This is a genomic window from Promicromonospora sp. NPDC090134, from assembly GCF_044746965.1.
In the GTDB taxonomy this organism is placed as follows: domain Bacteria; phylum Actinomycetota; class Actinomycetes; order Actinomycetales; family Cellulomonadaceae; genus Promicromonospora.
The window spans coordinates 222,979-247,078 of record NZ_JBIVCZ010000001.1; the positions used below are offsets into that span (position 1 = coordinate 222,979).

The 24,100-nt window shown below is 70.0% G+C and carries 20 protein-coding genes; 11 read left to right on the forward strand and 9 right to left on the reverse strand.

Going from position 1 to position 24,100, the window contains the following annotated elements:
- Positions 1-15: 15 nt before the first annotated feature.
- Positions 16-966 carry a ribose-phosphate diphosphokinase gene (locus tag ACIPN7_RS00980; RefSeq protein WP_400537091.1) on the forward strand — a complete coding sequence of 317 codons (951 nt, stop codon included), beginning with the start codon at positions 16-18 and terminating at the stop codon, positions 964-966.
- Here ACIPN7_RS00980 and ACIPN7_RS00985 read toward each other — a convergent pair.
- A complete protein-coding gene (locus tag ACIPN7_RS00985) occupies positions 963-2,402 on the reverse strand; it encodes a CCA tRNA nucleotidyltransferase (RefSeq protein WP_400537093.1) in 1,440 nt (479 codons plus the stop codon). The two genes, ACIPN7_RS00980 and ACIPN7_RS00985, sit on opposite strands and share 4 nt — an antisense overlap.
- A 227-nt stretch (positions 2,403-2,629) precedes the next feature.
- Here ACIPN7_RS00985 and ACIPN7_RS00990 point away from each other — a divergent pair, with 227 nt between their 5' ends.
- From ACIPN7_RS00990 to ACIPN7_RS01025, 8 genes are all read left to right on the forward strand, one after another.
- The gene (locus tag ACIPN7_RS00990) at positions 2,630-3,265 is read left to right on the forward strand and encodes an NUDIX hydrolase (RefSeq protein WP_400537095.1); all 636 of its coding nucleotides are present in this window, start codon (positions 2,630-2,632) and stop codon (positions 3,263-3,265) included.
- Positions 3,262-5,508, forward strand: coding sequence for a DUF6049 family protein (locus tag ACIPN7_RS00995; RefSeq protein ID WP_400537097.1), 2,247 nt, complete (start codon positions 3,262-3,264; stop codon positions 5,506-5,508). Before ACIPN7_RS00990 ends, ACIPN7_RS00995 begins: the two co-directional genes overlap by 4 nt.
- Positions 5,509-5,593: 85 nt before the next feature.
- A complete protein-coding gene (gene murJ / locus ACIPN7_RS01000; protein WP_400537099.1) occupies positions 5,594-7,315 on the forward strand; it encodes a murein biosynthesis integral membrane protein MurJ in 1,722 nt (573 codons plus the stop codon).
- A gap of 168 nt (positions 7,316-7,483) precedes the next feature.
- Entirely contained in the window at positions 7,484-9,349 is a 1,866-nt protein-coding gene (locus tag ACIPN7_RS01005; protein WP_400537101.1) for a protein kinase family protein, read from the forward strand.
- Between the two features lie 263 nt (positions 9,350-9,612).
- A complete protein-coding gene (gene trxB, locus ACIPN7_RS01010; RefSeq protein WP_400537103.1) occupies positions 9,613-10,587 on the forward strand; it encodes a thioredoxin-disulfide reductase in 975 nt (324 codons plus the stop codon).
- A 69-nt stretch (positions 10,588-10,656) separates the two neighbouring features.
- Positions 10,657-10,983 carry a thioredoxin gene (gene trxA, locus ACIPN7_RS01015; protein WP_377227371.1) on the forward strand — a complete coding sequence of 109 codons (327 nt, stop codon included), beginning with the start codon at positions 10,657-10,659 and terminating at the stop codon, positions 10,981-10,983.
- A gap of 210 nt (positions 10,984-11,193) precedes the next feature.
- Complete coding sequence (locus ACIPN7_RS01020; protein WP_400537106.1) at positions 11,194-12,504, forward strand: PLP-dependent aminotransferase family protein; 1,311 nt, start codon at positions 11,194-11,196, stop codon at positions 12,502-12,504.
- Between the two features lie 98 nt (positions 12,505-12,602).
- On the forward strand, positions 12,603-13,628 hold the full coding sequence (locus ACIPN7_RS01025) for a D-alanine--D-alanine ligase (protein ID WP_400537108.1): 1,026 nt from the start codon (positions 12,603-12,605) through the stop codon (positions 13,626-13,628).
- 121 nt (positions 13,629-13,749) lie between these two features.
- Here ACIPN7_RS01025 and ACIPN7_RS01030 read toward each other — a convergent pair whose 3' ends face one another.
- The gene (locus tag ACIPN7_RS01030) at positions 13,750-15,030 is read right to left on the reverse strand and encodes a ParB/RepB/Spo0J family partition protein (RefSeq protein WP_400537110.1); all 1,281 of its coding nucleotides are present in this window, start codon (positions 15,028-15,030) and stop codon (positions 13,750-13,752) included.
- Between the two features lie 94 nt (positions 15,031-15,124).
- Positions 15,125-17,311 carry an AAA family ATPase gene (locus tag ACIPN7_RS01035; RefSeq protein WP_400537112.1) on the reverse strand — a complete coding sequence of 729 codons (2,187 nt, stop codon included), beginning with the start codon at positions 17,309-17,311 and terminating at the stop codon, positions 15,125-15,127.
- A gap of 765 nt (positions 17,312-18,076) precedes the next feature.
- Here ACIPN7_RS01035 and ACIPN7_RS01040 point away from each other — a divergent pair.
- Positions 18,077-18,574, forward strand: coding sequence for a hypothetical protein (locus ACIPN7_RS01040; protein ID WP_400537114.1), 498 nt, complete (start codon positions 18,077-18,079; stop codon positions 18,572-18,574).
- Positions 18,575-18,687: 113 nt separating this feature from the next.
- Here the strand turns inward: ACIPN7_RS01040 and rsmG are convergent, their stop codons facing one another.
- The 6 genes from rsmG to rpmH all read right to left on the reverse strand — a co-directional run bounded on the left by rsmG (position 18,688) and on the right by rpmH (position 22,186).
- Positions 18,688-19,359, reverse strand: a complete 672-nt coding sequence (rsmG, locus tag ACIPN7_RS01045; RefSeq protein WP_400537116.1) for a 16S rRNA (guanine(527)-N(7))-methyltransferase RsmG — start codon at positions 19,357-19,359, stop codon at positions 18,688-18,690.
- Positions 19,360-19,472: 113 nt separating this feature from the next.
- Complete coding sequence (locus ACIPN7_RS01050; protein WP_400537118.1) at positions 19,473-20,024, reverse strand: protein jag; 552 nt, start codon at positions 20,022-20,024, stop codon at positions 19,473-19,475.
- A gap of 11 nt (positions 20,025-20,035) precedes the next feature.
- On the reverse strand, positions 20,036-21,280 hold the full coding sequence (yidC, locus tag ACIPN7_RS01055) for a membrane protein insertase YidC (protein ID WP_400537120.1): 1,245 nt from the start codon (positions 21,278-21,280) through the stop codon (positions 20,036-20,038).
- Positions 21,281-21,362: 82 nt separating this feature from the next.
- Positions 21,363-21,671: a membrane protein insertion efficiency factor YidD gene (yidD, locus tag ACIPN7_RS01060; protein WP_400537122.1), complete on the reverse strand. Its 309-nt coding sequence runs from the start codon at positions 21,669-21,671 to the stop codon at positions 21,363-21,365.
- Entirely contained in the window at positions 21,668-22,045 is a 378-nt protein-coding gene (rnpA, locus tag ACIPN7_RS01065) for a ribonuclease P protein component (protein WP_400537124.1), read from the reverse strand. Before rnpA ends, yidD begins: the two co-directional genes overlap by 4 nt.
- Before the next feature lie 3 nt (positions 22,046-22,048).
- Positions 22,049-22,186 (reverse strand): 50S ribosomal protein L34, encoded by a 138-nt coding sequence (rpmH, locus tag ACIPN7_RS01070; protein ID WP_010849920.1) that lies wholly within the window; start codon positions 22,184-22,186, stop codon positions 22,049-22,051.
- Between the two features lie 432 nt (positions 22,187-22,618).
- Here rpmH and dnaA point away from each other — a divergent pair, with 432 nt between their 5' ends.
- Positions 22,619-24,055 (forward strand): chromosomal replication initiator protein DnaA, encoded by a 1,437-nt coding sequence (gene dnaA / locus ACIPN7_RS01075; protein ID WP_400537126.1) that lies wholly within the window; start codon positions 22,619-22,621, stop codon positions 24,053-24,055.
- The last annotated feature ends 45 nt before the right edge of the window (positions 24,056-24,100 follow it).

The following is a 24,100-nucleotide window of genomic DNA, read 5'->3' on the forward strand; positions in this document are numbered from 1 at the left end:
CCGTAGACTCCAGCCATGGCCGAGGTGAGGGTCTTTGCCGGTACCGGTGGTCAGCGTTTCGCTCGGGAGATGTGTGCCGATCTCGACGTCCCGCTGAGCCCGATCAACATCCAGCGCTTCGCGAACGACTGCCTGCAGGTCCAGCTCCTGGAGAACTGCCGCGAGCGCGACGTCTATCTCGTGCAGCCCGTGGTGCGTCCCGCCCAGGAGAGCCTGATGGAGCTCCTGCTGATGATCGACGCCGCCAAGGGCGCGTCGGCCGCCCGGATCACCGCCGTCATGCCGCACTTCGCGTACGCGCGCTCGGACAAGAAGGACGCGCCGCGCATCTCGATCGGCGGCCGCCTTGTCGCGGACCTGCTGGAGACGGCGGGAGTGAACCGCATCCTCACGATGACGCTGCACGCGCCGCAGGTGCACGCGTTCTTCCGCGTGCCGACCGACCAGCTCAACGCGCTGCGCGAGCTGGCGGCGCACTTCATGACGAACGACCTCTCCAAGGCCACGGTGGTCTCGCCCGACCTGGGCAACGCGAAGAGCGCGTCAGCGTTCGCGAAGATGCTCGGGGTCCCGGTCGCGGCGGCCGCGAAGGAGCGGTTCGACGGCGACCGGGTCGTGATCACGTCCCTGATCGGCGACGTCACCGGCCGCGACATCATCGTGCTCGACGACGAGATCGCCAACGGGTCCACGATCCTGGCGATCCTCGACCTGCTCCGCGAGCACGGCGCGCGCAGCGTCCGGATCGCCTGTACGCACGGCATCTTCGCCAACGACGCCGCCCACCGCATCGCAGCCGACCCCGACGTCGTCGAGATCGTCACCACCGACACGGTGCCGTCGACCGGACTGCTGGCGCACGACAAGCTGTCGGTGATCAGCGTGGCCCCGGCCTTCGCCGAGGCGGTCCGCCGGATCCACAGCGGCGAGTCGGTCAGCGCCCTCTTCGACCCGACCCACGTCTAGGCCCGCTCGGCCCACCACTTCTTGAGCTCCTCGGCCGCGGCGTCCTCGCCCAGCGGTCCGTGCTCCATGCGGAGGCCCAGCAGGTACTTGTAGGCCTCGCCGACGGCGCGCGACGGCGAGATGCCGAGGATCTCCATGATCTGGGTCCCGTCGAGGTCCGGCCGGATCGCGTCGATCTCCTCCTGTTCGCGCAGCGCCGCGATGCGGTTCTCCAGGTCGGTGTACGCGTCGGACAGGCGCTTGGCCTTGCGCTTGTTGCGCGTGGTCGAGTCGGCGCGGGTGAGACGGTGCAGGCGCTCCAGGAGCGGGCCGGCGTCGGTCACGTAGCGCCGGACGGCGGAGTCGGTCCACGCGCCGTCGCCGTACCCGTGGAACCGCAGGTGGAGCTCGACGAGTCGCGACACGTCCTTGACCACCTGCTTCTCGTACCTGAGCGCCCGGAGCCGCTTCGTGGTGAGCTTGGCGCCGACCACCTCGTGGTGGTGGAAGCTCACGCCGCCGCCGGACTCGAAGCGGCGCGTGGCCGGCTTGCCGATGTCGTGCAGCAGGGCGGCGAGGCGGAGCACCAGGTCCGGCGCGGGCACCGCACCGTCGGCCCCGGTCTCCTGCGCGATCGCCTGGTCGAGCACGGTGAGCGAGTGCTGGTAGACGTCCTTGTGCCGGTGGTGCTCGTCGATCTCGAGCTGGAGGGCCGGCAGCTCGGGCAGCACCTGCTCGGCGAGGCCGGTGTCGACCAGCACCTCCAGGCCCGCACGCGGGTTGTCGCTCAGGATCAGCTTGGTGATCTCCGCCTGGACCCGCTCGGCCGAGACGATCTCGATCCGCTCGGCCATCGCGACCAGCGCGGCGAGCGTCCCTGGTTCCACGTGAAACGACAGCTGGGCCGCGAACCGCGCGGCGCGCATCATGCGCAGCGGGTCGTCGTCGAACGAGCGCTCGGGCGCGATCGGGGTGCGGAGCACGCCGGCGGCGAGGTCGCTCAGCCCGTTGAACGGGTCGACGAAGGTCAGGTCGGGCACGCGGACCGCCATCGCGTTCACGGTGAAGTCGCGCCGGGACAGGTCGCCGTCGAGGTTGTCGCCGAACTCCACGAGCGGCTTGCGGGACGCCGGGTCGTACTTGTCGGTGCGGTACGTCGTCACCTCGACCACGACGTCACCCCGGCGCGCGCCGATCGTGCCGAACTCCTTGCCGATGTCCCAGTGCGCGTCGCCCCACCGGGCGAGGATCCGCTGCGTCTGGTCGGGCGAGGCCGACGTCGCGAAGTCGAGGTCGTTGCTCGTCCTGCCGAGAAAGGCGTCACGGACCGGACCGCCGACGAGCGACAGCTCGTGTCCGGCGGCGCGGAACTGCTCGCCCAGCTCGAGCGCGGCGGGCGCCATCTCGGTCAGCACGCCGAGCGCACGACGCAACAGATCCTGTTCAGGGGTAGACACAGCCCAAGATTCTCCCAGACCCGGCGCGGCCTTACTCACCGAGATTCACTCGCGGGGCGCGCGCCAGGCACCCGCAGGGCACCCGCCAGGCCCACGCGAGGCCTCCTGCGGGTCCGCCCCGCCCTCATGCGGACATGGTGCGAACGTGCCGAGTCGACCGGGTGCCCGAAACCGCCCGCGCCCCGCGCCTGACCAGATCAACGGTGGTCAGTCGGTAGTGTTGGGGCATGTCCACCCCTGTCCCGGCGAGCGACGGTCCAGACGGTCGCCCGGAGGTGCCCACGCCGCCCGGCGGGGCCCCGTTGCGGGTGAACCCTGCCCGGCGTGCCGCGGCCGCGACCGCCCCCGTGCATCTGCCGATCGTGGACGAGACCTCGGCCGGCGGACTTGTGCTGCGGGCCGAGTCCGACCGGCCCGAGGAGTTCAGTGCCGCGGTGCTGCTGCGCCGCAACCGCACGGGCCGACTCGAGTGGTGCCTCCCCAAGGGTCACCTCGAGGGCCGCGAGACGCCGCAGGAGGCCGCGATCCGCGAGATCCACGAGGAGACCGGCATCCACGGCTCCATCCAGGCGGAGCTCGGCGTGATCGACTACTGGTTCACCGGTGAGGACCGGCGGGTGCACAAGGTGGTGCACCATTACCTCTTGCGCGCGGAGGGCGGTCACCTGACCGTGGAGAACGATCCGGACGGCGAAGCCGAGGACGCTCTCTGGGTCAGGGTCGACGAGCTCGCCGAGCGTTTGTCGTACCCGAACGAGCAGCGACTGGCCGCGGCCGCCCTGGATCTCCTCGTCTCGTCGAGGAACCTCCGGGACGCACTGCGCGCCGACGCCTTCCCCACGGAGCGCCCAGACCTGCCATGACGCAGCACGCCGACTTCTCCCGCAGTCCCGCCCCCAGCCGGGCGGCCCGCCGTACCGGCGCGCTCGGCGCCGTGCTCCTGGCGGGCGCGCTGCTCGTCGGGTCCGCGCTGCCCGCGGCCTGGGCCACCGGTCCGACGGCGGCCCGCACCACCGCGGACGCCGCCGCCCAGCCGCTCGCCACGACTTCCTCCGCCGCCGCCGGGGCGCTCGACGTCGCCGTCACCGACATCTCGCACCCGGTGTCGCACCCGGGTGACAAGGTGACCATCCGCGCGAGGGTCACCAACACGAGCGACGCCACGGTGTCCGACGCGGTGGCCCAGCTGACCATCGACTACGTGGCGATCACGACGCGCACGGAGATCGACGAGTGGACCACGGCAGACCTGCTCGACCCGACCCGGGGCAGGCCCATCCCGAAGACGATCGGCGACCTCGCGCCGGGCGCGTCCAAGAACGTCTCGTTCACCTACGACCCGGGTGCCGAGACCTTCAAGGGCTTCGGCGCGCGCAAGCTCGCCGTCGCCGCCGGCGACGCCACGGGTCGCCTCGGCATCGCGCGCTCGTTCCTCGTGTACGACGCCGACGGTCTGGAGCGCCAACCCATGCACGTCAGCGTCCTGGCCGCGGTCACGAGCCCCGCCGTCGATCCGGCCGACCCGAGCACGGCGGAGCTGGAGCTGGCCCAGCAGGCCGCCTCCGGCCAGCGGCTCGACGGCGTGCTGCAGGTCGCGGAGAACACGAAGCTCTCGCTGGCGATCGACCCCGACACCATCGGCGTGGCCGCGGCGTCGGACGACCCGGCGCTCATCGAGTGGTCCGAGCGCATGACGGCGGCCGCCGCGAGCACCACCACGTACGCCCTCCCCAGCCACGACCCCGACCTCGCGGCGCTCGCCCACGCGAACGTGCGCACCACCGGCGCGCGCAGCTTCCTCCAGGCGCCCCGCCGGGGGAACTGGGAGGTCCCGGAGTCGTGGCGGGGCAACCTGTCCTGGCCCGCGGACGGCGTCGTGCCCGACGTCGAGACCCTCAGCCTCGGGATCGCGGCGAAGCGTGGGCACGTCGTCGTCGGCAGCGGCGGGCTCGCGTACGAAGGCGCCGGCACCGTGGCGGGCCGGGCGGACGTCCGCACGCCGTCCGGCACCGCACGCGCGGTGGTGGCCGACACCGACCTCACGCGAGCCTTCCTCGCCGCCACCGACCTGTCGGGCGCGGACACCGAGACGGCTGCCGAGAGCTCCGCCTCCACGAACGCCGCCACCACCGCGTCCACCCCGACCGAGGGCGCGCAGCGGCTCCTCGCCGAGACGGCCGCCGTTGTCACCCAGACGCCGGTCGACCCGCCGTCGTTGGCCATCGTCGCGCCGCGGACCTGGACGCCCGACGCCGAGGGCGCGAGCAAGATCCTGAACGAGCTCGACGAGGCGGGCTGGGTCGACGTCACCACCATCGACACCCTGTTCGCGCAGGACGCCCCGGACGTGGCCCGCACGGCCCTGTCGAAGCGCGCCGTGGCCAAGGCCGAGCTCGGCGCGACGAACGTCGCGGCCCTGGAGCGGGCGCGCGACGCCGTCGTCACGTTCTCGTCGGTCGCCGTCGACCACTCCTCCCAGATCTGGCGACCGGGTGTCACCCGCCTGATCGCCCCGCTCGCCGTCGCGCACCGCGCCGACACCGGGCTACGGGAGTCGCTCGTCAAGCAGACTCTGGAGGCCTCGAACGCGCTCACGCAGCAGTCCGTGACCGTGGTGCCGCGCCAGGACGTCAACTTCATCACGGACAAGGGCAACATCCCGGTGCGCGTGCGCAACACGCTCGGCGTGGACGCGACGGTCACGGTGGTGCTGCGCCCCGACCACCCGCGCCTGACCGTCGACGCGCGCAGCACCGAGGTCATCCCGGCGGGCCAGGAGATGGACGTGCAGGTACCGGTGCGGGCCATCGGCTCGGGCGACGTCGCGGTGACCGCCCAGGTGCTCACGCCGACCGGCGCCAAGATCAGCGACGACTCGTCGTTCCAGGTCCGCGTCCGGGCGGGCTGGGAGGAGCTCGGCACCTGGATCGCCGCCGGCCTCGTCGCGCTGCTGTTCCTGTCCGGGATCTGGCGCACCGTGCGTCGCGGCCGTTCCCCGTACCGTGCCACCAGCAAGGACGTCGAGGAGGCGACCGGGGCGGCCGTTGAGACGCCGGAGCCCGCCGAGGCGGCGACGGCGGACTCCGTGGCCGCCCGGGCAGAGTAGTGTTTCGGCCGCCGCACACGTCGGCCGAACAGCGCCGGGCAGGGGCCCAGACCACGGGAGTAGTCGCTTGACCCAGGAGAACGCCGTGACCGCACCGACCGACCCCGCGTCGGATCCCAGCGCCGAGGCCTCGGGCGGGCCGGGTACGCCCGCGACGCCGCCGTCGTCGACCAGCAGCCTGGGCCGCAACTCGATCGTGATGGCGGCCGGCACGGCCGCCTCCCGCCTCGGTGGCCTGGTCCGCAACATGATGCTGGTGGCCGCGATCGGTTCCGCGGGCACGGTCGCGAACGCGTTCGACGTCGCGAACAAGCTGCCCAACGTCCTGTTCGCGATCCTGGCGGGCGGCATGCTGAACGCCGTGCTGGTGCCGCAGATCGTCAAGGCGTTCCGTGCGCACAACGCGCAGGAGCGCGTCGACAAGCTGCTCACCGTCTCGGCCGTCGGCATCCTCGCCATCACCGCCGTCCTCACCGGCGGCGCCGCGTGGGTCGTGATGCTCTACACGGACGGCTGGTCGGCCGAGCAGCTCGCGCTGGGCACCGTCTTCGCGTACTGGTGCATCCCCCAGCTCTTCTTCTACGGCCTGTACACGCTGCTGGGCCAGGTGCTGAACGCGCGCGAGCAGTTCGGTCCGTTCATGTGGGCACCGGTGGCCAACAACGTGGTCTCGGTGCTCGGCTTCGCCGTGTTCCTGATCGTGTTCGGCGGCGCCCCCGACACCGGCATCAACGACCTCTCCGAGTGGAACACCCCGCGCACGATCCTGCTGGCCGGCACAGCCACGCTCGGCATCGTCGCGCAGGCCCTCGTGCTGCTCGTGCCGCTGCTGCGCTCCGGCTTCCGCTGGAACCTCCGCCTGGGCCTGCGGGGCATCGGCCTCCGCTCGGCCGGGGCCGTCGCCATGTGGACGTTCGCCGCCGTGGTCCTGGAGCAGGCAGGCGTGCTGTACCTGACCCGGGTCGCGGCCGAGGCCGGCAACGCGGGCGAGGCCGTCGCGGGCAACGCGTCCTACACCCAGGCGCTCCTGATCTACCTGCTGCCCCACTCCCTGGTCACGGTCTCCATCGCGACGGCGCTGTTCACGGGCATCAGCAAGGCCGCGCAGGCGGGCGACACCGACCGGGTCCGGTCCGACCTGTCCCTGGGCCTGCGCACCATCGGCGTCTTCACCGTGTTCGCCACCGCGGCCCTCGTGGTGCTCGCCGGTCCGGCCACGGCGTTCATCGTCCCGACCGCGGGCGAGCAGGGTACGGCGCTCATCGCGCCCGTCCTGGTCGCGCTGTCGTTGGGGCTGGTGCCGCTCGGCGGCATGGCGCTCATGAAGTGGGTCTTCTACGCCTACGAGGACGGCCGCTCCGTCTTCTGGATCACCGTGCCGTCGACGGTCGCCCTCGTGGCCGGCCTGGCCGCGGCGCAGATCTGGCTGCCGGTCGAGCTCTGGGTCATCGCCGCCGGTGGTGCCTACGCCCTCTCGAACTGGATCACGGTGCTGCTGCGCACCGGCGGCCTCAAGCGCAAGCTCGGCGGGCGGCTCGACGGCGGGCGCATCTTCGTCCTGCACGCCAAGACGGTGCTCGCCGCGACGGTCGCCGGAGGCGCCGGGTGGGGCGTCTACCAGCTCGTCGGTGGGTTCGACGTGCTGTCGTTCGGGAAGGGCTGGGTGCTCACCATGCTCAGCGGGCTCTGGGTGACGGCGCTGTGCGGCCTGGTCATGCTTGCCGTCTACGTGCTGCTCCTGCGCCTGCTGCGGGTCGAGGAGCTCAACGGGCTGCTCGGCCCGGTCCTCGCGCGCCTGCGGCGCTGATCCGCCCGCCGTCGTACCGGAAGCGCAGCCCGCGCGCGTGGGCTGCGCTTTCGTACATACGGACGATGCCTCGGCGGGTGGGCTGCGGTTCCGCGTAGCATGGCGACGGTGCGTGACGGTCGTGGTCACGTACCTGCTAATGTCCCCCGACCGAGCGAGGAGGTCCGTGTGAGCATTGTCGAACCTGGCACCGTGCTGGTCGAGAGATACCGGCTGCGCCAGCAGGCGTCCACCGACCTTGCCGCGGCGACCGCCTGGGAGGCGCACGATCTGATCCTGGACCGTGAGGTCCGCGTCACCCTCGTGACCGGGCCTTATACCGGTGACGCCCTGGACTCCGCCCGGCGTGCGGCACTCGTGACGGACCCCCGCCTGGTCCGCGTGCTCGACGCCGGATCCGACGCCGACGGCCGCAAGTACGTGGTCACCGAGCCCTACACCGGCACCACGCTGACCGAGATCATCTCGAGCGGCCTCGTGGACGAGCAGCAGGCCCGCGCGATCGTCGGCGAGGCGGCCAGCGCCCTCGCCGTCGGGCACGCCCGCGGCGTGCATCACGCCGCGCTCCGCCCGGAATCCGTGCGGGTCGACGGTCACCAGGTCCGCGTCACGGGCCTCGGGCTGGACGGCGGGCTCGCCTCGGGCGACACCCTCAACGTCAAGCCGGCCGAGCTCGACGCCCAGGGCCTCGTGGCTCTCCTCTACTACGCGATGACGGCGCGCTGGCCCGGCCAGGACCTCGAGGCCGACTGGATCGCGAAGGACACTCTGATCCCGCTGCCAGCGCAGCTCGACGACTCCGGCGCCGTGGCGCCACTTTCCAGCTTGGTCCCGCACGTGGACACCGAGATCGACGACCTGGTGGCCCGGACGTTCGACACGTCCGGCGGCACCGCAGGGCCGAAGAACCCCGACGACGTCACCGCGGCTCTCCAGCCGTGGGGAGAGGTTTCCGTAGTGGCATCGCTGCCTGGATTCGTGCAGCCCGAGCCGGAGGAGCCGCGGCGGCAGTCCATCGCCGACGCCTTCGGAGGCGAAGGAGCTCCGCCCGCGCGGCGCCCCGTCACCGGCCGGATCGCACGTACCGACGAGACAATGGCCATGGGGGCGGGCGGCAACGTGCCCGCCGGCTATCCCGAGCCCCAGAACGACTACACCTACGAACCACAGGCCTACGGGCAGCACGCGCCCGTGCCTCCCCCGCCGCCCGAGGCGGCGCCGGCCGGCTACCCGCCGGTGGGCTACGACCAGTACGGCCAGCCCGTCGCACCGGCCCAGCCCGGCTACGACCAGTACGCGCAGCAGCAGCCGCAGCAGTACCCCCCGCAGTCCTACGCGCCGGGCGGCTACGACCCCAACACCGGTGGCTACTACGAGCAGGACGGCGGTTTCGCCACCCAGCCCGCGCCCAAGCGCGGGGGCGTCAACCCGACGCCGATCGTGCTCGGGCTCGTCGGTGTGGCCGTCGTGGCGGGCCTCATCTGGGCCATCAACGCCGTCCTCTCGCCGACCCCGGACGTGATCGCCGACGCGACCCCGTCGCCCACGGTCTCCACCTCCGCGGGCGAGGAGGGGGGCAGCAGCGAGCCGTCGGCACCCACCGAGACAGAGGCGCGTCCGGTGATCGACTCCGGGACGCTCCTGGGCCAGCTCGACTGGGAGGGCAGCACGCTCGACCACCCTGAGGCGGTCGAGCGGGCCTTCGACACCGACCCGGCCACGTTCTACTTCACGACCACCTACCAGCGGGCGGAGTTCGGCGGGTTCAAGGACTTCCTGGGCATGGAGCTGCGGCTGCGCGAGCCTGCGTCGGTCTCCAAGATCGAGCTGCTCACCAACACCCCCGGCGGCAAGGTCCAGATCCTCAAGGGTGGCGAGGGCGGCGAGGTGCTCGCCGAGGGCACCTTCGCGGAGACCACCACCTTCGAGCTGCCGGAACCCGTCGTGAGCGACTCGTTCACGATCTGGGTCACCGAGCTGCCGCAGGTCTCGGACGGTTTCCGGCTCGAGCTGAGCGAGGTCGTGCTGAGCTGACCGATGGTCGTCGCGGACGACCACGAACTGACGACCACGAGCAATACGGAACGCCGGCGGGTCCGAACCACATCATGTCGATGGGTTCGTTCCCGCCGGTGTTCTTTCGTGACAGGATCGGCTCGGACAGCGAACGCATCGACGAATGTCGATGTTGTGTGGCGAGATTCACGTTCACGACCGAGCCCCAGGGGACCAGGGCTGGAACACTGGGACCCGCTCGCGTGTTGTTGCGTGTGCCCATGGAACTCGAGGAGAACACCTTGACCGAACAGACCACCGCTCCGGCCGCCGGCACCACCGACGCCCCCGTGCTCGACGTCGTAGTCGTCGGGTCCGGTCCCGCGGGATACACCGCGGCCATCTACGCGGCTCGTGCCGGCTTCGCGCCCGTGGTCATCGCGGGTTCGGTCACCGCTGGCGGCGCCCTCATGAACACCACCGAGGTCGAGAACTTCCCGGGCTTCCCCTCCGGCATCCAGGGCCCCGACCTGATGGACGCCATGCGGGAGCAGGCGGAGAAGTTCGGCGCCAAGGTCATCTGGGACGACGCGGAGCAGGTCGAGCTGACCGGCGACGTGAAGACGATCGTCACGGGCGGCGGCGACACCTACCGCGCCCGCTCCGTGATCCTGGCGACCGGTTCGGCCTATCGCGAGCTGGGGCTGCCCGACGAGAAGCGGCTCTCTGGCCGCGGCGTCTCGTGGTGCGCCACCTGTGACGGCTTCTTCTTCCGCGACCAGGACATCGCCGTCGTCGGCGGCGGTGACTCCGCGATGGAGGAGGCGACGTTCCTGACCCGGTTCGCCTCGAAGGTGACCGTGGTGCACCGCCGCGACGACCTGCGCGCCTCGAAGATCATGGCGGAGCGCGCCACCGCGGACCCGAAGATCGAGTTCGCGTGGAACAGCGAGATCGCCGGCATCACGGGCGACAACAAGGTCGCCGGGCTCAGCCTGCGCGACACCGTCACCGGCGAGGTCCGGGACCTGGACGCGACCGGCCTGTTCGTCGCGATCGGTCACGAGCCCCGCACCGACCTGGTCAAGGGCCAGGTCGACCTCGACGAGAACGGCTACATCCTCGTGGAGGGCCGGAGCACCCGCACCAACCTTCCCGGCGTCTTCGCCTGCGGCGACGCCGTCGACCACACCTACCGCCAGGCGATCACGGCCGCCGGCTCGGGCTGCTCCGCGGCGCTCGACGCCCAGGCGTTCCTCGACTCGCTGAACGACTGATCTCCGGCCGGCTGCCACCGGCCGCGCCCCACTGGGCCCCCCGCGGGGCCATGAACAAGGAGATGCTGGATGAGCACCATCAAGGTCACCGACGACACCTTCAAGAGCGAGGTCCTCGACTCTGACATTCCCGTCTTCGTGGACTTCTGGGCTACCTGGTGCGGGCCGTGCCGCATGGTGGCGCCCATCCTCGAGGAGCTGTCCGACGAGTACGAGGGCAAGATCAAGATCGTCAAGATCGACACCGACGAGAACCGTCAGACCGCCATGGACTACGGCATCGTCTCGATCCCGACGCTCAACGTCTACAAGGGCGGCGAGGTCGTGAAGTCGATCATCGGCGCCCGTCCGAAGCGCGCGCTGACCGAGGAGATCGACGAGGTCCTCGCGGGCTGATCTGCCTGCCCGCCGCGTGATCGAGCGCGTGTCCGGCCCACCCTTCACAGGGTGCGGCACCGGGCACGCGCTCTTCGTTCGCCCTGGTCCGAAACTGTCGGCCGGCGCCCAGGTCCGGCGCCCGGCCTCGGCACAGGAGCCGCGTAGTCTCACCGTTTCGCTACGAACGGGTACTGGGTCGAGCACACGGTGCGTGCGAGACTGGCGTGCGTGAACGAGCTTCCCGAGACCGCCGGTAACCGCCTCGACCCGTGGTTCGGTTCGTACGCGGCGCGAGCGCACGGCATGCGCGCCTCGGAGATCCGAGCGCTCTTCTCGGTGGCCAACCGCCCTGAGGTCGTGTCGCTGGCAGGCGGGATGCCGTACCTGGAGGGCCTGCCGCTCGACGTCATCGCCGACGCGATGCAGCGCCTCATCGCCACCAAGGGCACGACGGCGCTCCAGTACGGCTCTGGCCAGGGCGAGGAGGTGCTCCGCGAGCACATCACCCAGGTCGTCGCGCTCGAGGGCGTCTCCGCCCATCCCGACGACGTCGTGGTGACCACCGGCTCGCAGTCCGCGCTCGACCTCGTGACCCGCATCTTCGTGGACCCGGGCGACGTGGTCATCGCGGAGGCGCCGTCGTACGTGGGTGCGCTGGGAGTCTTCCGGTCGTACCAGGCCGACGTCGTCCAGGTGCCGCTCGACGCCGACGGCCTGGTCCCGGCGGAGCTCGACGCCACGCTGACCCGTCTGACGGCCCAGGGCCGGCGCGTGAAGTTCCTGTACACCGTCCCGACCTTCCAGAACCCGGCCGGCGTCTCGCTCTCCGTCGAGCGGCGCCCCCAGATCCTGGAGATCTGTCGCCGGCACGGCGTGCTCGTGGTGGAGGACAACCCGTATGGGCTGCTCGGGTTCGACACCGAGCCGATGCCCGCGCTGCGCTCCTACGACACCGACGGCGTGCTCTACCTCGGCTCGTTCTCCAAGACCTTCGCCCCGGGTTACCGCGTCGGCTTCGTCATCGCACCGCACGCGGTGCGGGACAAGCTCGTCCTCGCCAGCGAGTCCGCGGTCCTGTCCCCGTCGAACGCCTCCCAGCTCGCCGTGGCGACGTACCTGGAGACCTGCGACTGGAAGGCCCAGATCAAGGCGTACCGCGAAACCTACCGCGAGCGGCGCGACGCCCTCGTGGGGGCGCTCGGCGAGTACCTGCCCCGCGCATCGTGGAACGTGCCGAAGGGCGGTTTCTTCGTGTGGGTGCGGCTGCCGGAGGGCCTCGACGCGCGGGCGATGCTGCCCCGCGCCGTGACCGCGCGCGTCGCGTACGTGCCGGGCACCGCCTTCTACTACGACGGCAGCGGCTCGGACCACATGCGTCTCTCGTTCTGCTTCCCCACCCCGGAACGCATCCGGGAGGGTGTGCGGCGGCTGGCCGGCGTCGTCAACGGCGAGTCCGAGCTGGTGCAGATCTTCGGCACCTCCGCGCAGCCCGGCACCGACACGGACGACGTCGAGGGCCCCGCTCCCGACCTGGCGTAAGCCCATTCCCCTCGATAGACGTGCAGGTCACCCGGTGACCTGCGGGTCTGACACGATGGCAGCTGACCGTTCTCCATCCCCGACCGAGTGAGCCCTCGATGACCAGTCCTGCTCCCGTCCCGACCGAGCCGGCCGCGCCAGGTGCACCCCTCGACCCCGAGTCGCACGACGCCGGGCGCCGCTCGCCACTGGTGGTCGTCCTCGCCGGTGGCCTGTCGCACGAGCGGGACGTCTCCTTGCGCTCCGGGCGCCGGGTCGCCGAGGCGCTGCGCGCCACCGGCCTGGAGGTCCTGCTGCACGACGTCGACGCCGACCTCCTGTCGTTCCTGCGCACGACCCGGCCCGATGTCGTCTGGCCGCTGCTGCACGGCGCCTCCGGTGAGGACGGCTCCGTGCGCGACGTACTCGACATGGTCGGCCTGCCGTACGTGGGCACCGGGCCACGCGCAAGCCGCGTCGTCTGGAACAAGCCGATCTCGAAGGCAGCGCTGCTCGACGCCGGGCTCGCGACGCCGGACTACGTGACGCTCCCCCAGAGCCTGTTCCGGGACCTCGGCGCGCAGCCGGTGCTCGACACGATCCTGCGGCGCATCGGCCTTCCCCTGGTGGTCAAGCCCACCGAGGGCGGCTCCGCGCTCGGTGTCACGGTCGTGACCCGCGCCGAGGACCTGCCCCGGGCGATGGTGGAGTGCTTCGCGTACGGCGAGACGGCCCTGGTCGAGCGGGCGGTCGACGGTGTGGAGCTCGCGGTCAGCGTGATCGAGGGCGCCGACGGTCCCGACGCCCTCCCCGCGGTCGAGATCGTGGCCGACGGCGGGTACGACTACGCCGCACGCTACGTGGCCGGCGAGACCGAGTTCTTCGCCCCTGCCCGGCTCTCCCCGCAGCAGGCCGACCTGGTGTCGGACGTCGCGGTGCGCGCACATCGCGCACTGCACCTGCGGCACCTCTCGCGCACGGACATGATCCTCGACCGGTCCGGCACGGCGCACGTGCTCGAGGTGAACGTCGCGCCAGGTATGACAGAGATGTCGCTTCTGCCCCAGGCAGTTGCCGCGAGCGGGCACGACCTGTCGGCGCTGTACCGGACGATCATCGACACGGCGCTGGTGTCCGCGCGATAACAGGCCGTTCTCGCAGTCCCGGCATGCCGAACGCGTCGGCATCGCCCGACACAAGGCTCAGGGCCGGCATCCCTCGTGGGTGCCGGCCCTGAGCTCTGTGCCTGTCCGCTGAGCGTCCGCGTCAGTCCTCGGACGCCGGCCGCAGCAGGCCGCGCTCCTCGGGTGCCATGACGTTGAGGATGCGGTTGAGGTCCTCGACCGAGGCGAACTCGACGGTCATGCGGCCCTTGTTCTTGCCGAGCGCCACCTTGACCCGCGTCTCGAAGCGGTCGGAGAGCCGGGTCGCCAGCTCGTCGACCGCTTCACTGCGCGTACCGGCCCGCGGCGTCTTGCGCGCCTTGGTGCCGTTGCCGTCGGACTCCGTGAGCATCACGATCTCCTCGGTCGCCCGGACCGAGAGACCTTCGGACACGATGCGCTGCGCGAGGCGCTCGATCTCCGCACCGTCGCTCAGGCCGAGCAGGGCACGCGCGTGGCCGGCCGAGAGCACGCCCGCAGCGACGCGGCGCTGCACCAGCGGGGGCAGCCGCAGCAGGCGCAGGGTGTTGGAGATCTGCGGACGGCTGCGCGCGATCCGGTTCGCCAGCTCCTCATGAGTGCAGTCGAAGTCGTCGAGCAGCTGGCGGTACGCGGCAGCCTCTTCGAGCGGGTTCAGGTTCGAGCGGTGCAGGTTCTCCAGAAGCGCGTCCCGGAGCATGTCGCCGTCGTCGGTGTCGCGAACGATCGCCGGGATGGTCTCCAGCTCGGCGGCCTGCGTCGCGCGCCAGCGCCGCTCACCCATGATGAGCTCGTACTCGCCCGGGTGGTCCTTGTCCGGGCGGACGACGATCGGCTGGAGAACACCGATCTCCTTGATCGAGTCGACCAACTCGTCGAGGTCGCCCTCGTCGAAGACCGTGCGCGGCTGCCAGGTGTTCGGCCGGATGGCCGTGACAGGCAGCTCCGCGAACCGCGCGCCCGGCACGGGGACAAGATCCGGTGTTTCACGTGAAACGGCTTCGGGTGCGCTCTCCTCCCGGCTGAAGAACGCATCGTCCAGTGCCGACGCCCCGGTGCCCTCGCTTGCCTCGTTGGCGACCGACAGCCGGCCGCTGGCGATCGCGGAGTCCCACTTCACCGTGCTGGGACGCGGGCCCGTGTTCTTCGGAGCGGCCTTCTTCTCCGCGACCTGCTCAGAAGCCTGCTCCGCGATCGTGTCGGCGGGGACGGCACCCGCAGGCACCTCGTCCGTCGGAGTCTCGACCGAAGTCGGACGCTCCTCGACGACGGTAGCGACCGAGCCGCCCAGCACGCTGTCCGTGCCGTCCGACTCCCCAGCTGCGGAAGCCCGCTCGTCCAGCTCCGGACCGGTCGGGATCAGGGCGCCCAGGCCCCGCCCGAGCCCGCGTCGCTTCGCAGTCATCGTGTCTCCTCGTCGGTTCCGGTCCAGCGCAGAGCGTGGACGGGCTTCATCTCAAACACGGGATGCAACGCATCTCGTTCGTCACTGCCGAGCATCAGTCCTGCGCTCCGACGGGCTCCGCCTTCAGCGCGCGGCGCGGGCTCGATCCGCCCTGCCCACGCTCGGCCAGTTCTCGGGACGCCTGAAGATACGCGAGTGCCCCCGTGGATGTCGCGTCGTAGGTCATCACCGTCTGGCCATAGCTCGGCGCCTCGGAGATCCGGACCGACCGCGGGATCGTCGTCTTGAACGTCTCGGCGGGAAAGTGCGACCGCACCTCCCCCGCCACCTGCTGCGCCAGGTTGGTCCGGCCGTCGTACATCGTCAACAGGATGGACGAGACCCGGAGCTCCGGGTTGAGGTGGGAGCGAATCAGGTCGATGGTCTTGAGCAGCTGGCTCAGGCCCTCGAGCGCGTAGTACTCGCACTGGACAGGAATGAAGACCTCGCGGCCCGCGACGAACGCGTTCACCGTCAGGAGGCCGAGGCTCGGCGGACAGTCGATGAGCACGTAGTCGATGCGCTCCTCCCCTGCGGCGACCCTGTCGGCCAGGTACTTGTCGAGCGCCTTGCGGAGTCGCGTTTCACGTGAAACAAGGGAGATCAGCTCGATCTCGGAACCCGACAGATCGATCGTCGCGGGAACGCCCCAGAGGTTGGGGATGTCCGGGCACTGCTGAATCGTGTTCGCCAGGGGCTCACCCTCGACGAGGATCTCGTAGACCGAGGGCGTCCCCGCCCGGTGCTCGATCCCGAGCGCCGTGGAGGCGTTGCCCTGGGGGTCGTTGTCGATCACGAGGACGTTCAGGCCGGACTGCGCGAGCCCGGCCGCGATGTTGACCGTGGTGGTCGTCTTGCCGACGCCACCCTTCTGGTTGGCGACCGTGATGATGCGGGTCTTCGGCGGGCGCGGGAACTTGCGCCCCTGGAGTTCGATGCGTCGGCGAGCGTCCATTGCGAGCTCGGCGGCGACAGGAGTCGTCTCGTCAACGGCCGGGACGGTCGCGATGAGGGCCGATCGCCGCTCGTCATCGCCACCGTGCGGGCCGCCCGTGGGCTGCTGAGTGCCATTGGGCGTCTGCACGGACCCGGTCGTTTCACGTGAAACACCGGGAGCGGAGAGGCTCTGCACAGGAATCGGATCCGTCACGCGGACACTGTAATCGCTGGCCCCTGCTTCTGGCTCGGCCTCCGGGGCGGTTTCTCCGTCGAAATGTGTGAATTCGGCGTCGACGAAGTCGACCATTTCGTCGTCCACCGTCATGGTCGCCGAGCCGATCACAGCAGGAGCGGCGTTCACTGCCGCGTCGAGTGCCTCACTTGCCCGCTTGATCGCATCTGCCGGGATCGGACGACGTGAGGGCAGCTCCTCCATCCGATCCGGGTCGTCTGCCACTGCATCTGACGGGGGCGGTACCTCGACCTGATCCGGCACCGGCTCCAGCACTTCCGTCATCTCGTCGATCTCCAGTACCTCTGCCACCTTCGTGGCCTCGTCGTCGCCGGCCGTGGCCGACCTCGTCACGGACTCGATCAGCTGGCTGAGCTCAGCCACGTTCTTTCCCTCGGGGTCTGGCTTGTCCTGGCCCCACACCTCATCACGCGGACGACCGGTCACGATCTCGGCCGGCGGCGGTGCCATGTCCTGGGACGGCGGCACGCTGGCGTCCTCCGCCGGCTCCTCACCCGGGCTCGCCAGGGAAGACATCGCGGGCGTCGGCGCACCGATCGCCTCCTGGTTCGGCTCGACGGCGGCCTCGCCGTTCCGCTCCTCTTCGGCCGACGACCTGGACATGTTGGACGAAGCGACCTCGCTCGCCGCCGCGGTGGCCGAGCCGAGCGTCGCGGAGTGTGCCTGTGCCGCTGCTTCGGCCTGTGCCTCGGTGTCGGAGAACTGGGTGCCGCTCTCGACGGGGTCCGGAGTGTCGCTCCCCGCGCGGACCGGGGCGTTGCTTTCGGCGCCGTCCGGACCGGCGCTGCCCGCGACGTCGTCCGGCGTGTGGCGCGCGGTCCCGCTCAGGACGGCGACGGCGGGCGATCCCTCCGAGGACTCGTCCGCGACGCGGTCCGACCCTTCTCCCTCGGTGACCACTCCAACTGCCGCCGCGTCCTTGGCCCGAGGTTCAGCCGACAAAGAGCTGGGTGCTGACGGCGCCGCCGACTCCACCTCCACGGACAGCCCATCGGTCAGCTCTTCCGCAGAGAGCGCCGCTGACGGCGCCGCTCGCGACGCGGAATCCACCGAACTGGCGCTCCGGACCGTCGCTGCCGATTCCGAAGCGGACGAGTCGGACGTATCTGCCTTCGCGGCGGACGCCGCCAGAGCCGCAGCCGCCGCCGCTCGCTTGGACTTTCGTCTGAAGAAGCACACCCGTGTAACGCTACGGTCGGGTGCCTCTTCGAGCGTGCCGAAACGCCGTCGCGGAGGCGATCAGATCCTCCTCGACCAGCCGAGGCACACCGAGTGCGCGACGTCGGGTCCGGAACACGACGAACCGAGGCGCAGAATCGACCGCCACCCCTCTTCGCAGGGCCGATTCCACGCCGACCGTTTCTCAGATCGCCACCGCTCGGTTTCACGTGAAACGGCTCCGACCCCCTAGGAGCAGCCCGAGCAAGCGTCGCATGTGCTCAGCCTCGTTTCACACCTGCTTCCGTGTTTCACGTGAAACGGACTCTGCCTGCATGCCCTCACCGCCCGAGGCCCGACGACTCGCCGACAGGCCGCCCGCACGTCCCCGGCCCCTCACCCCGGCTCGCCGATCCCTCGCGAACAGCGGAGCTCACAACTCCGTCCAGGTCTGGCCCCGTTAAGGTCCGCCGTCGCTCAGGTCTGCACGGCTCATCTCGACCCAGGCCGTCCCCGGCGCCGGGGACGGCGCCGCCTCAGGTCAGCACCCCCCGCCAGTCCGCCGTCGCTATGTCAGAACTGGTATGCCCAGACCCGTCCCGTCTCCACCTATCCTCGAATCGCCCAGGTACGTCTGACTCCACGCAGGGAGGCGTCTTGTCCGGACCCATCACCCGAGCCACCGCACTGATCACCGCGTTCACAGCAGCGCTCGTGCTCGCCTTCGCGGCCCCCGCCAGCGCCGCGACGTTCCTCACTCACGCACAGGCGACCGCTCAGCTCAGCGCAGCCGGCATCTCCTGGACGTCGAGCGGCGGATGCAGCAATCGCAATGTTGCCACGTGCACCTCTTTCGACCAGGTGCGGCAGACCACGATCGACGGGATCAAGACGCTCCGCTCGGCCAGCGGATGCGCCATCACGATCACCGGCGGCACCGAGACCGGACACTCCAGCGGCACCTACAGCCACTGGAACGGCTACAAGCTCGACACCCGGCAGAGCACCTGCATCGACAGCTACATCAGCAACAACTTCACGTACGTCGGGTACATCTCCGGCTGGGGCTACCAGTACCGGTCCGGCGCCGGGAACCTCTACACCGACGAGGGCAACCACTGGGACATCCTCTACTACAACTGCGGCGGCTGCTGAGGTCGGCAGGCCGGCCCGCCCCGCTCAGCACGGGGCCATCCGAGAACCAGGAACGGGAGCGATCGCCAGAGGCGACCGCTCCCGTTCCACGTGAAACATGACTGCCCGGAGACCTACTTCCCGCGGCGCACCCGAACGATCGTCGTCGTCTCGACGCCCTCCACCGTGGCGCCCTCAAGAATCTCCGGATCCCCTGTGGCGTACTTCCGCAGCACCTTGCGTGCGGGCTCGACCTCCTGAGCCACGTTGCGCCCCTTGAGGATCACCAGCTCGCCGCCCACCCGGACGAGAGGCATGCTCATCCGGACCAACTTCGACAGTGCGGCGACGGCTCGCGAGGTAACGGCGTCCGCCTCGAAGGCGCCGTGATACTCCTCGGCTCGCCCACGCTTGATCTCGACGTTCGCCAGGCCGAGCTCGGCCACGACCTCGGCCAGCCACGTCGTCCGTCGCTCCATCGGCTCGACGAGGATCACCTGCAGCTCGGGCCGCATCGCCGCGATCACGACGCCCGGCAGCCCGGCACCTGATCCGATGTCGGCGACCGATCCGGCCTCCGGAAGGTACGGGACGACGGCCGCGGAGTTGAGGATGTGCCGCTCCCAGATGCGCGGCACCTCACGAGGACCGATCAGCCCACGCAGCTCCCCCTGATCACGGAGCAGCTCCGCGAAGCGCACCACGCCGTCATAGGCGTCGCCCAGGTACGCCTTGACCGCATCACTGGCACCCAGCGTCTCGCCGTCGAACACCTCGACGTCGGTCGAGCCGGCATCCCCTGCCACGTCCGAACCTTCCACGTCCCGTCCCTCCACTTGCTGTCGAAAAGAAGCCAAACACACCGAGGGCCGGTGCACGTCCTCGGGACGCGCACCGGCCCTCGGCCGAAACCATCGGATCAGTCGGTGACCGCGGCCGTCCCGGCCGGCTGGACCACGACGTACCGCTCCGGCTCGACACCGCGCGAGTCGCTGACCAGGCCGGCGGCAGCAACGGCGTCGTGCACGACCTTGCGCTCGAAGGCGTTGAGCGGCTCGAGCTCGACCTCGGCACCGAACTCCTGCACCTGCTCGACGGCCCGCTCGGCGATCCGCGTGAGCTCGACACGGCGTGCCGCACGGTAGCCGCCGATGTCGAGCATCAGCCGGCTCCGGTCCCCCGTCCTGGTCTGCACCGCCAGGCGGGTGAGCTCCTGCATCGCGTCGAGCACCTCGCCCTCCCGACCGATCAGGTGCGCGAGCGACTCGGGGTCGTCGGCGACCACCTCGACCGCCGCGCGGTCGTGCTTGATGTCCAGGTCGATGTCGCCGTCGAGGTCGGCGATGTCGAGGAACTCCTCGAGGTAGTCAGCGGCGATCTCGCCCTCCTCCTCGAGGCGCTTGGTGCGGTCCTCCGGATCCGCGACCGTGGCCGCGGGATCGGGTGCGGCCGTACCTGTGCTCGCGTTCATCGCGTCTCCTCCTACTTCTTCTGCTTGCGCTTGCCCGACGACGCCGGGGTCGTCCCGGGTGCGGTGCCGGACTGCTTGGGCTTCGATCCGGGCTGCGTGCTGGACTGCTTGGGCGAGCCGGACTGCTTCGGTGTACCGGACTGCTTGGACGTGCTCGACTGCTTCGACGAGGCGACCTGCTGCTTGCCGGTCGATCCGTCAGTCGGCGCATCGGTCGATCCGTCAGTCGGCGCATCGGCCGGTCCGTCGGTCGCGTCCTGCGGAGCGGACTGTGCGAGCGCCGGGCGCGTGGGCTCCGGACGGGCCCCGCCCTTCTGCCGGTTCTTCCGCTTGGGCTGCACGCGCTGGCCGCTCTTCGGCTCCTCGACCACCGGGACATCCTCCTCGATGATCCCGCCGTTCTGGGCAGCCTTGCGCGCGGCCTTCGCGGCCTGCCGCTCCTTCATCTGCTTCTCCGCGACAGAACCAGGCGTCGGCATCCGCTTGATCGTGTAGTACTGCTGGCCCATGGACCAGAGGTTCGTGACGGTCCAGTAGATCAGCACACCGACCGGGAAGTTCACGCCGGAGATCGCGAAGACGATCGGCAGCATGTAGAGCATCAGCTTCTGCGTCTGCGCCATCGGGCCCTCGAGGGCCGACGGCGGCATGTTCTTCATCGTCAGCTGGCGCTGCGTCGTGAAGGTCGTGACGCTCATCGCGACGATCAGCACGATGACCACGATGCGGGAGGTCATCGAGTCGGTCTGCAGGAAGACGTCGCTCAGCTGGGCGCCGAACAGCGTCGACGACTCGATGTCACCGGCGACCGCACGAGTGATCGGGCCGATCGGATCCTGGGCACCGGTCGAGATCGGCTCCAGGCCGTTGAGCACCCGGAAGAGGGCGAAGAAGATCGGCGACTGCAGCAGGATCGGCATGCAGGAGGCGAACGGGTTGGTCCCGTGCTTCCGGTACAGCTCCATGGTCTCGCGCGTCATGTTCTCGCGGGACGCCGGGTCCGTCTTGCCCTTGTACTTCTTCTGCACGGCCTGCAGCTCGGGCTGGATCATCTGCATCCCGCGCGAAGCCTTGATCTGCTTGAAGAACAGCGGGATCAGTGCCACACGAATCACGATCACCAGTGCGACGATCGACAGCACCCACGCGGTCCCCGGGCCGCTGGACATCCCGAGCGAGGTGAACAGCCAGTGTGACCCGTACATGATCCAGGCCACGACCCACTCGATGGGGTAGAGGAAGGCGAAGAAGTCCATCGGTCAAGAAGCTCCAGAGTTGGTGACGCGAAGTCTGCGGTAGGTGCGAGGGGTCGTGTACGGCGGCACGAACCGGGGCAGGTCAGCCCTCGGCGTGAGTGTGCGTGCCGCGCGCGGGCGGCACGTCGTCGACGCCGCCGAGACTCCACGGGTTGCACCGCAGCAGGCGCCACAGCGCAAGACCGAGCCCGCGCAGCGCACCGTGTCGGCGCAACGCGATCAGGGCGTACTGCGAGCAGGACGGGTAGTACTTGCAGCTCGGAGGGCTCATCGGGCTGATGAACGCCTGGTAGAACCGGACCATCCCCACAAGGAGGGTCACCGGGAGCCGGCCGATCAGCGAAGGCTCACGCGTCGGCGCCTCACCCTCGGGTGCAGGAATGGTGGTCATCTCTTCCCGTCTCCGGAGACGCGCGCTAGAGCACGCCGAAAGCACGAGTCGAGGTCGCGGTCGAGGTCCGCGTAGGTCGCGTCTGCAGACGGCGGCAGTGCGCGCACCACAGCACGAGCGGAGCTGGGCAGCACGGAGAGCTGGCCGAACGCGGCGGCACGGAGCCGACGCTTCACCAGGTTGCGCTGCACGGAGTTACCCACAGCCTTGGAAACGACAAAACCGACCTGTGGAGTTCCCGATCCTGGGTCCGGGACATTTTCGTCCGGGACCAGGAGGTGAACCACCAAGGTCGATCGACCTGCGCGCGTGCCGCGGCGCACCGTCCGCTCGAAGTCGACGGAACGGCGCAAACGGTGCGCCGCGGGCAACATGGCTCAGGCTGAGAGCTCGGCGCGACCCTTACGCCGGCGAGCTGCCAGGATGGCGCGGCCGGCACGGGTGCGCATGCGCAGCCGGAAGCCGTGGGTCTTCGCACGACGGCGGTTGTTCGGCTGGAAGGTCCGCTTGCTCACGAGGTACTCCAAGAACGTCGGGGTAGGCACACCGTCTGTCCTCGACGATGCAGTGAATGGTGGCCGCTCAGTAGTTCGATCGACCTAACCGACCCGGGGCCTGGCCCATCGGTCCTGGCCGACGTCGGAGGACGTGGCTCGAATCCGTGTATGGGCGCGCAGAAGTACCTGGAACGGCTGTCTGACGTTACGCCGCGCGGGCCCCTCGGGTCAAACCAGAACCGCGGGATCATGCGTGTCGTACGCGCCACACCGCGCGCCTCGCCGGCCTTCCCCGCCGGGCCGTCCTCCCTGGCTACGTACCACTTACCCAGGCATGATCCGCGCCATCCACAACCTGTGGACAACTGTGTGGACGGTGCCTCATCATGGCAGACTCCAACACACCCCCAGCGTCGCGCACCACCCCACGCACGAGACTAAGGAAAGCCAGTGGCCAACCCGGACGAGAACATCGGCGACGTCTGGGCGCAGACCCTGACAGCGCTCGAGGCCCGGCCCGACATGAGCCCCCGGCAGCTCGCCTTCATCCGTCTCGCCAAGCCCATGGCGGTGCTGGACGACATGGTCTTCATTGCCGTCCCGCACGAGCAGACGCGCACCTATCTGGAGACGGCCGTCCGCGACGACCTGGTCTCCGCGATGTCGTCGGTCCTCGGACGCGACGTCCGCTTCGGCATCACCGTGGACCCCGAGCTGAGCAGCAGCACGCTCGCCGGCCCGTCCCAGATCTCCGGCCCGGCGGCTCTCTCCCTCGAGCACGAGCCCCCGGAGCCCGAGCAGGCGCAGATGCCGATCGCGCCGCAGCCCGCGCCCAAGCCGTCGGCCGAGCCCACCCGGCTGAACCCGAAGTACATCTTCGAGACGTTCGTCATCGGCTCGTCCAACCGGTTCGCGCACGCGGCGGCCGTCGCCGTGGCAGAAGCTCCGGCCAAGGCGTACAACCCGCTCTTCATCTACGGCGACTCGGGACTGGGCAAGACCCACCTGCTGCACGCCATCGGGCACTACGTCCACAACCTCTATCCGCACATCCGCGTGCGGTACGTGAACTCCGAGGAGTTCACGAACGACTTCATCAACAGCATCGGCGAGGGCAAGGCGGGCGCGTTCCAGCGCCGGTACCGCGACGTCGACGTGCTCCTCATCGACGACATCCAGTTCCTGCAGGGCAAGGAACAGACGATGGAGGAGTTCTTCCACACCTTCAATGCGCTGCACAACGCGAACAAGCAGGTCGTGATCACGTCCGACGTCCCGCCCAAGCAGCTCAACGGCTTCGAGGACCGGCTGCGGTCCCGCTTCGAGTGGGGCCTCATCACGGACGTCCAGCCCCCGGACCTCGAGACCCGGATCGCGATCATGCGCAAGAAGGCCGCGAGCGAGCACCTCGACGTGCCGGCCGACGTCCTCTCCTACATCGGCTCCCGCATCTCGACGAACATCCGTGAGCTCGAGGGCGCACTCATCCGGGTCACCGCGTTCGCCAACCTCAACCGGCAGCAGGTCGACCTGGCACTCGCCGAGATCGTCCTGAAGGACCTCATCACCGATGACGACGACAGCGCGGAGATCACACCCGCCGTCGTGATCGCGCAGACGGCCGCCTACTTCGGCCTCACCATCGACGACCTGTGCGGCTCGTCACGGTCCCGCGTGCTCGTCACCGCCCGGCAGATCGCCATGTACCTGTGCCGTGAGCTCACCGACCTGTCGCTCCCCAAGATCGGGCAGCAGTTCGGCGGCCGCGACCACACCACGGTCATGCACGCCAACAAGAAGATCGCCGGCCAGATGGCGGAGCGCCGCTCGACCTACAACCAGGTCACCGAGCTCACCAGCCGGATCAAGCAGCAGCAGCGCGGCTGACGAGCCGCACCTCACACGTGCCGCCTTCCCCGGCCGCGCGCTGCC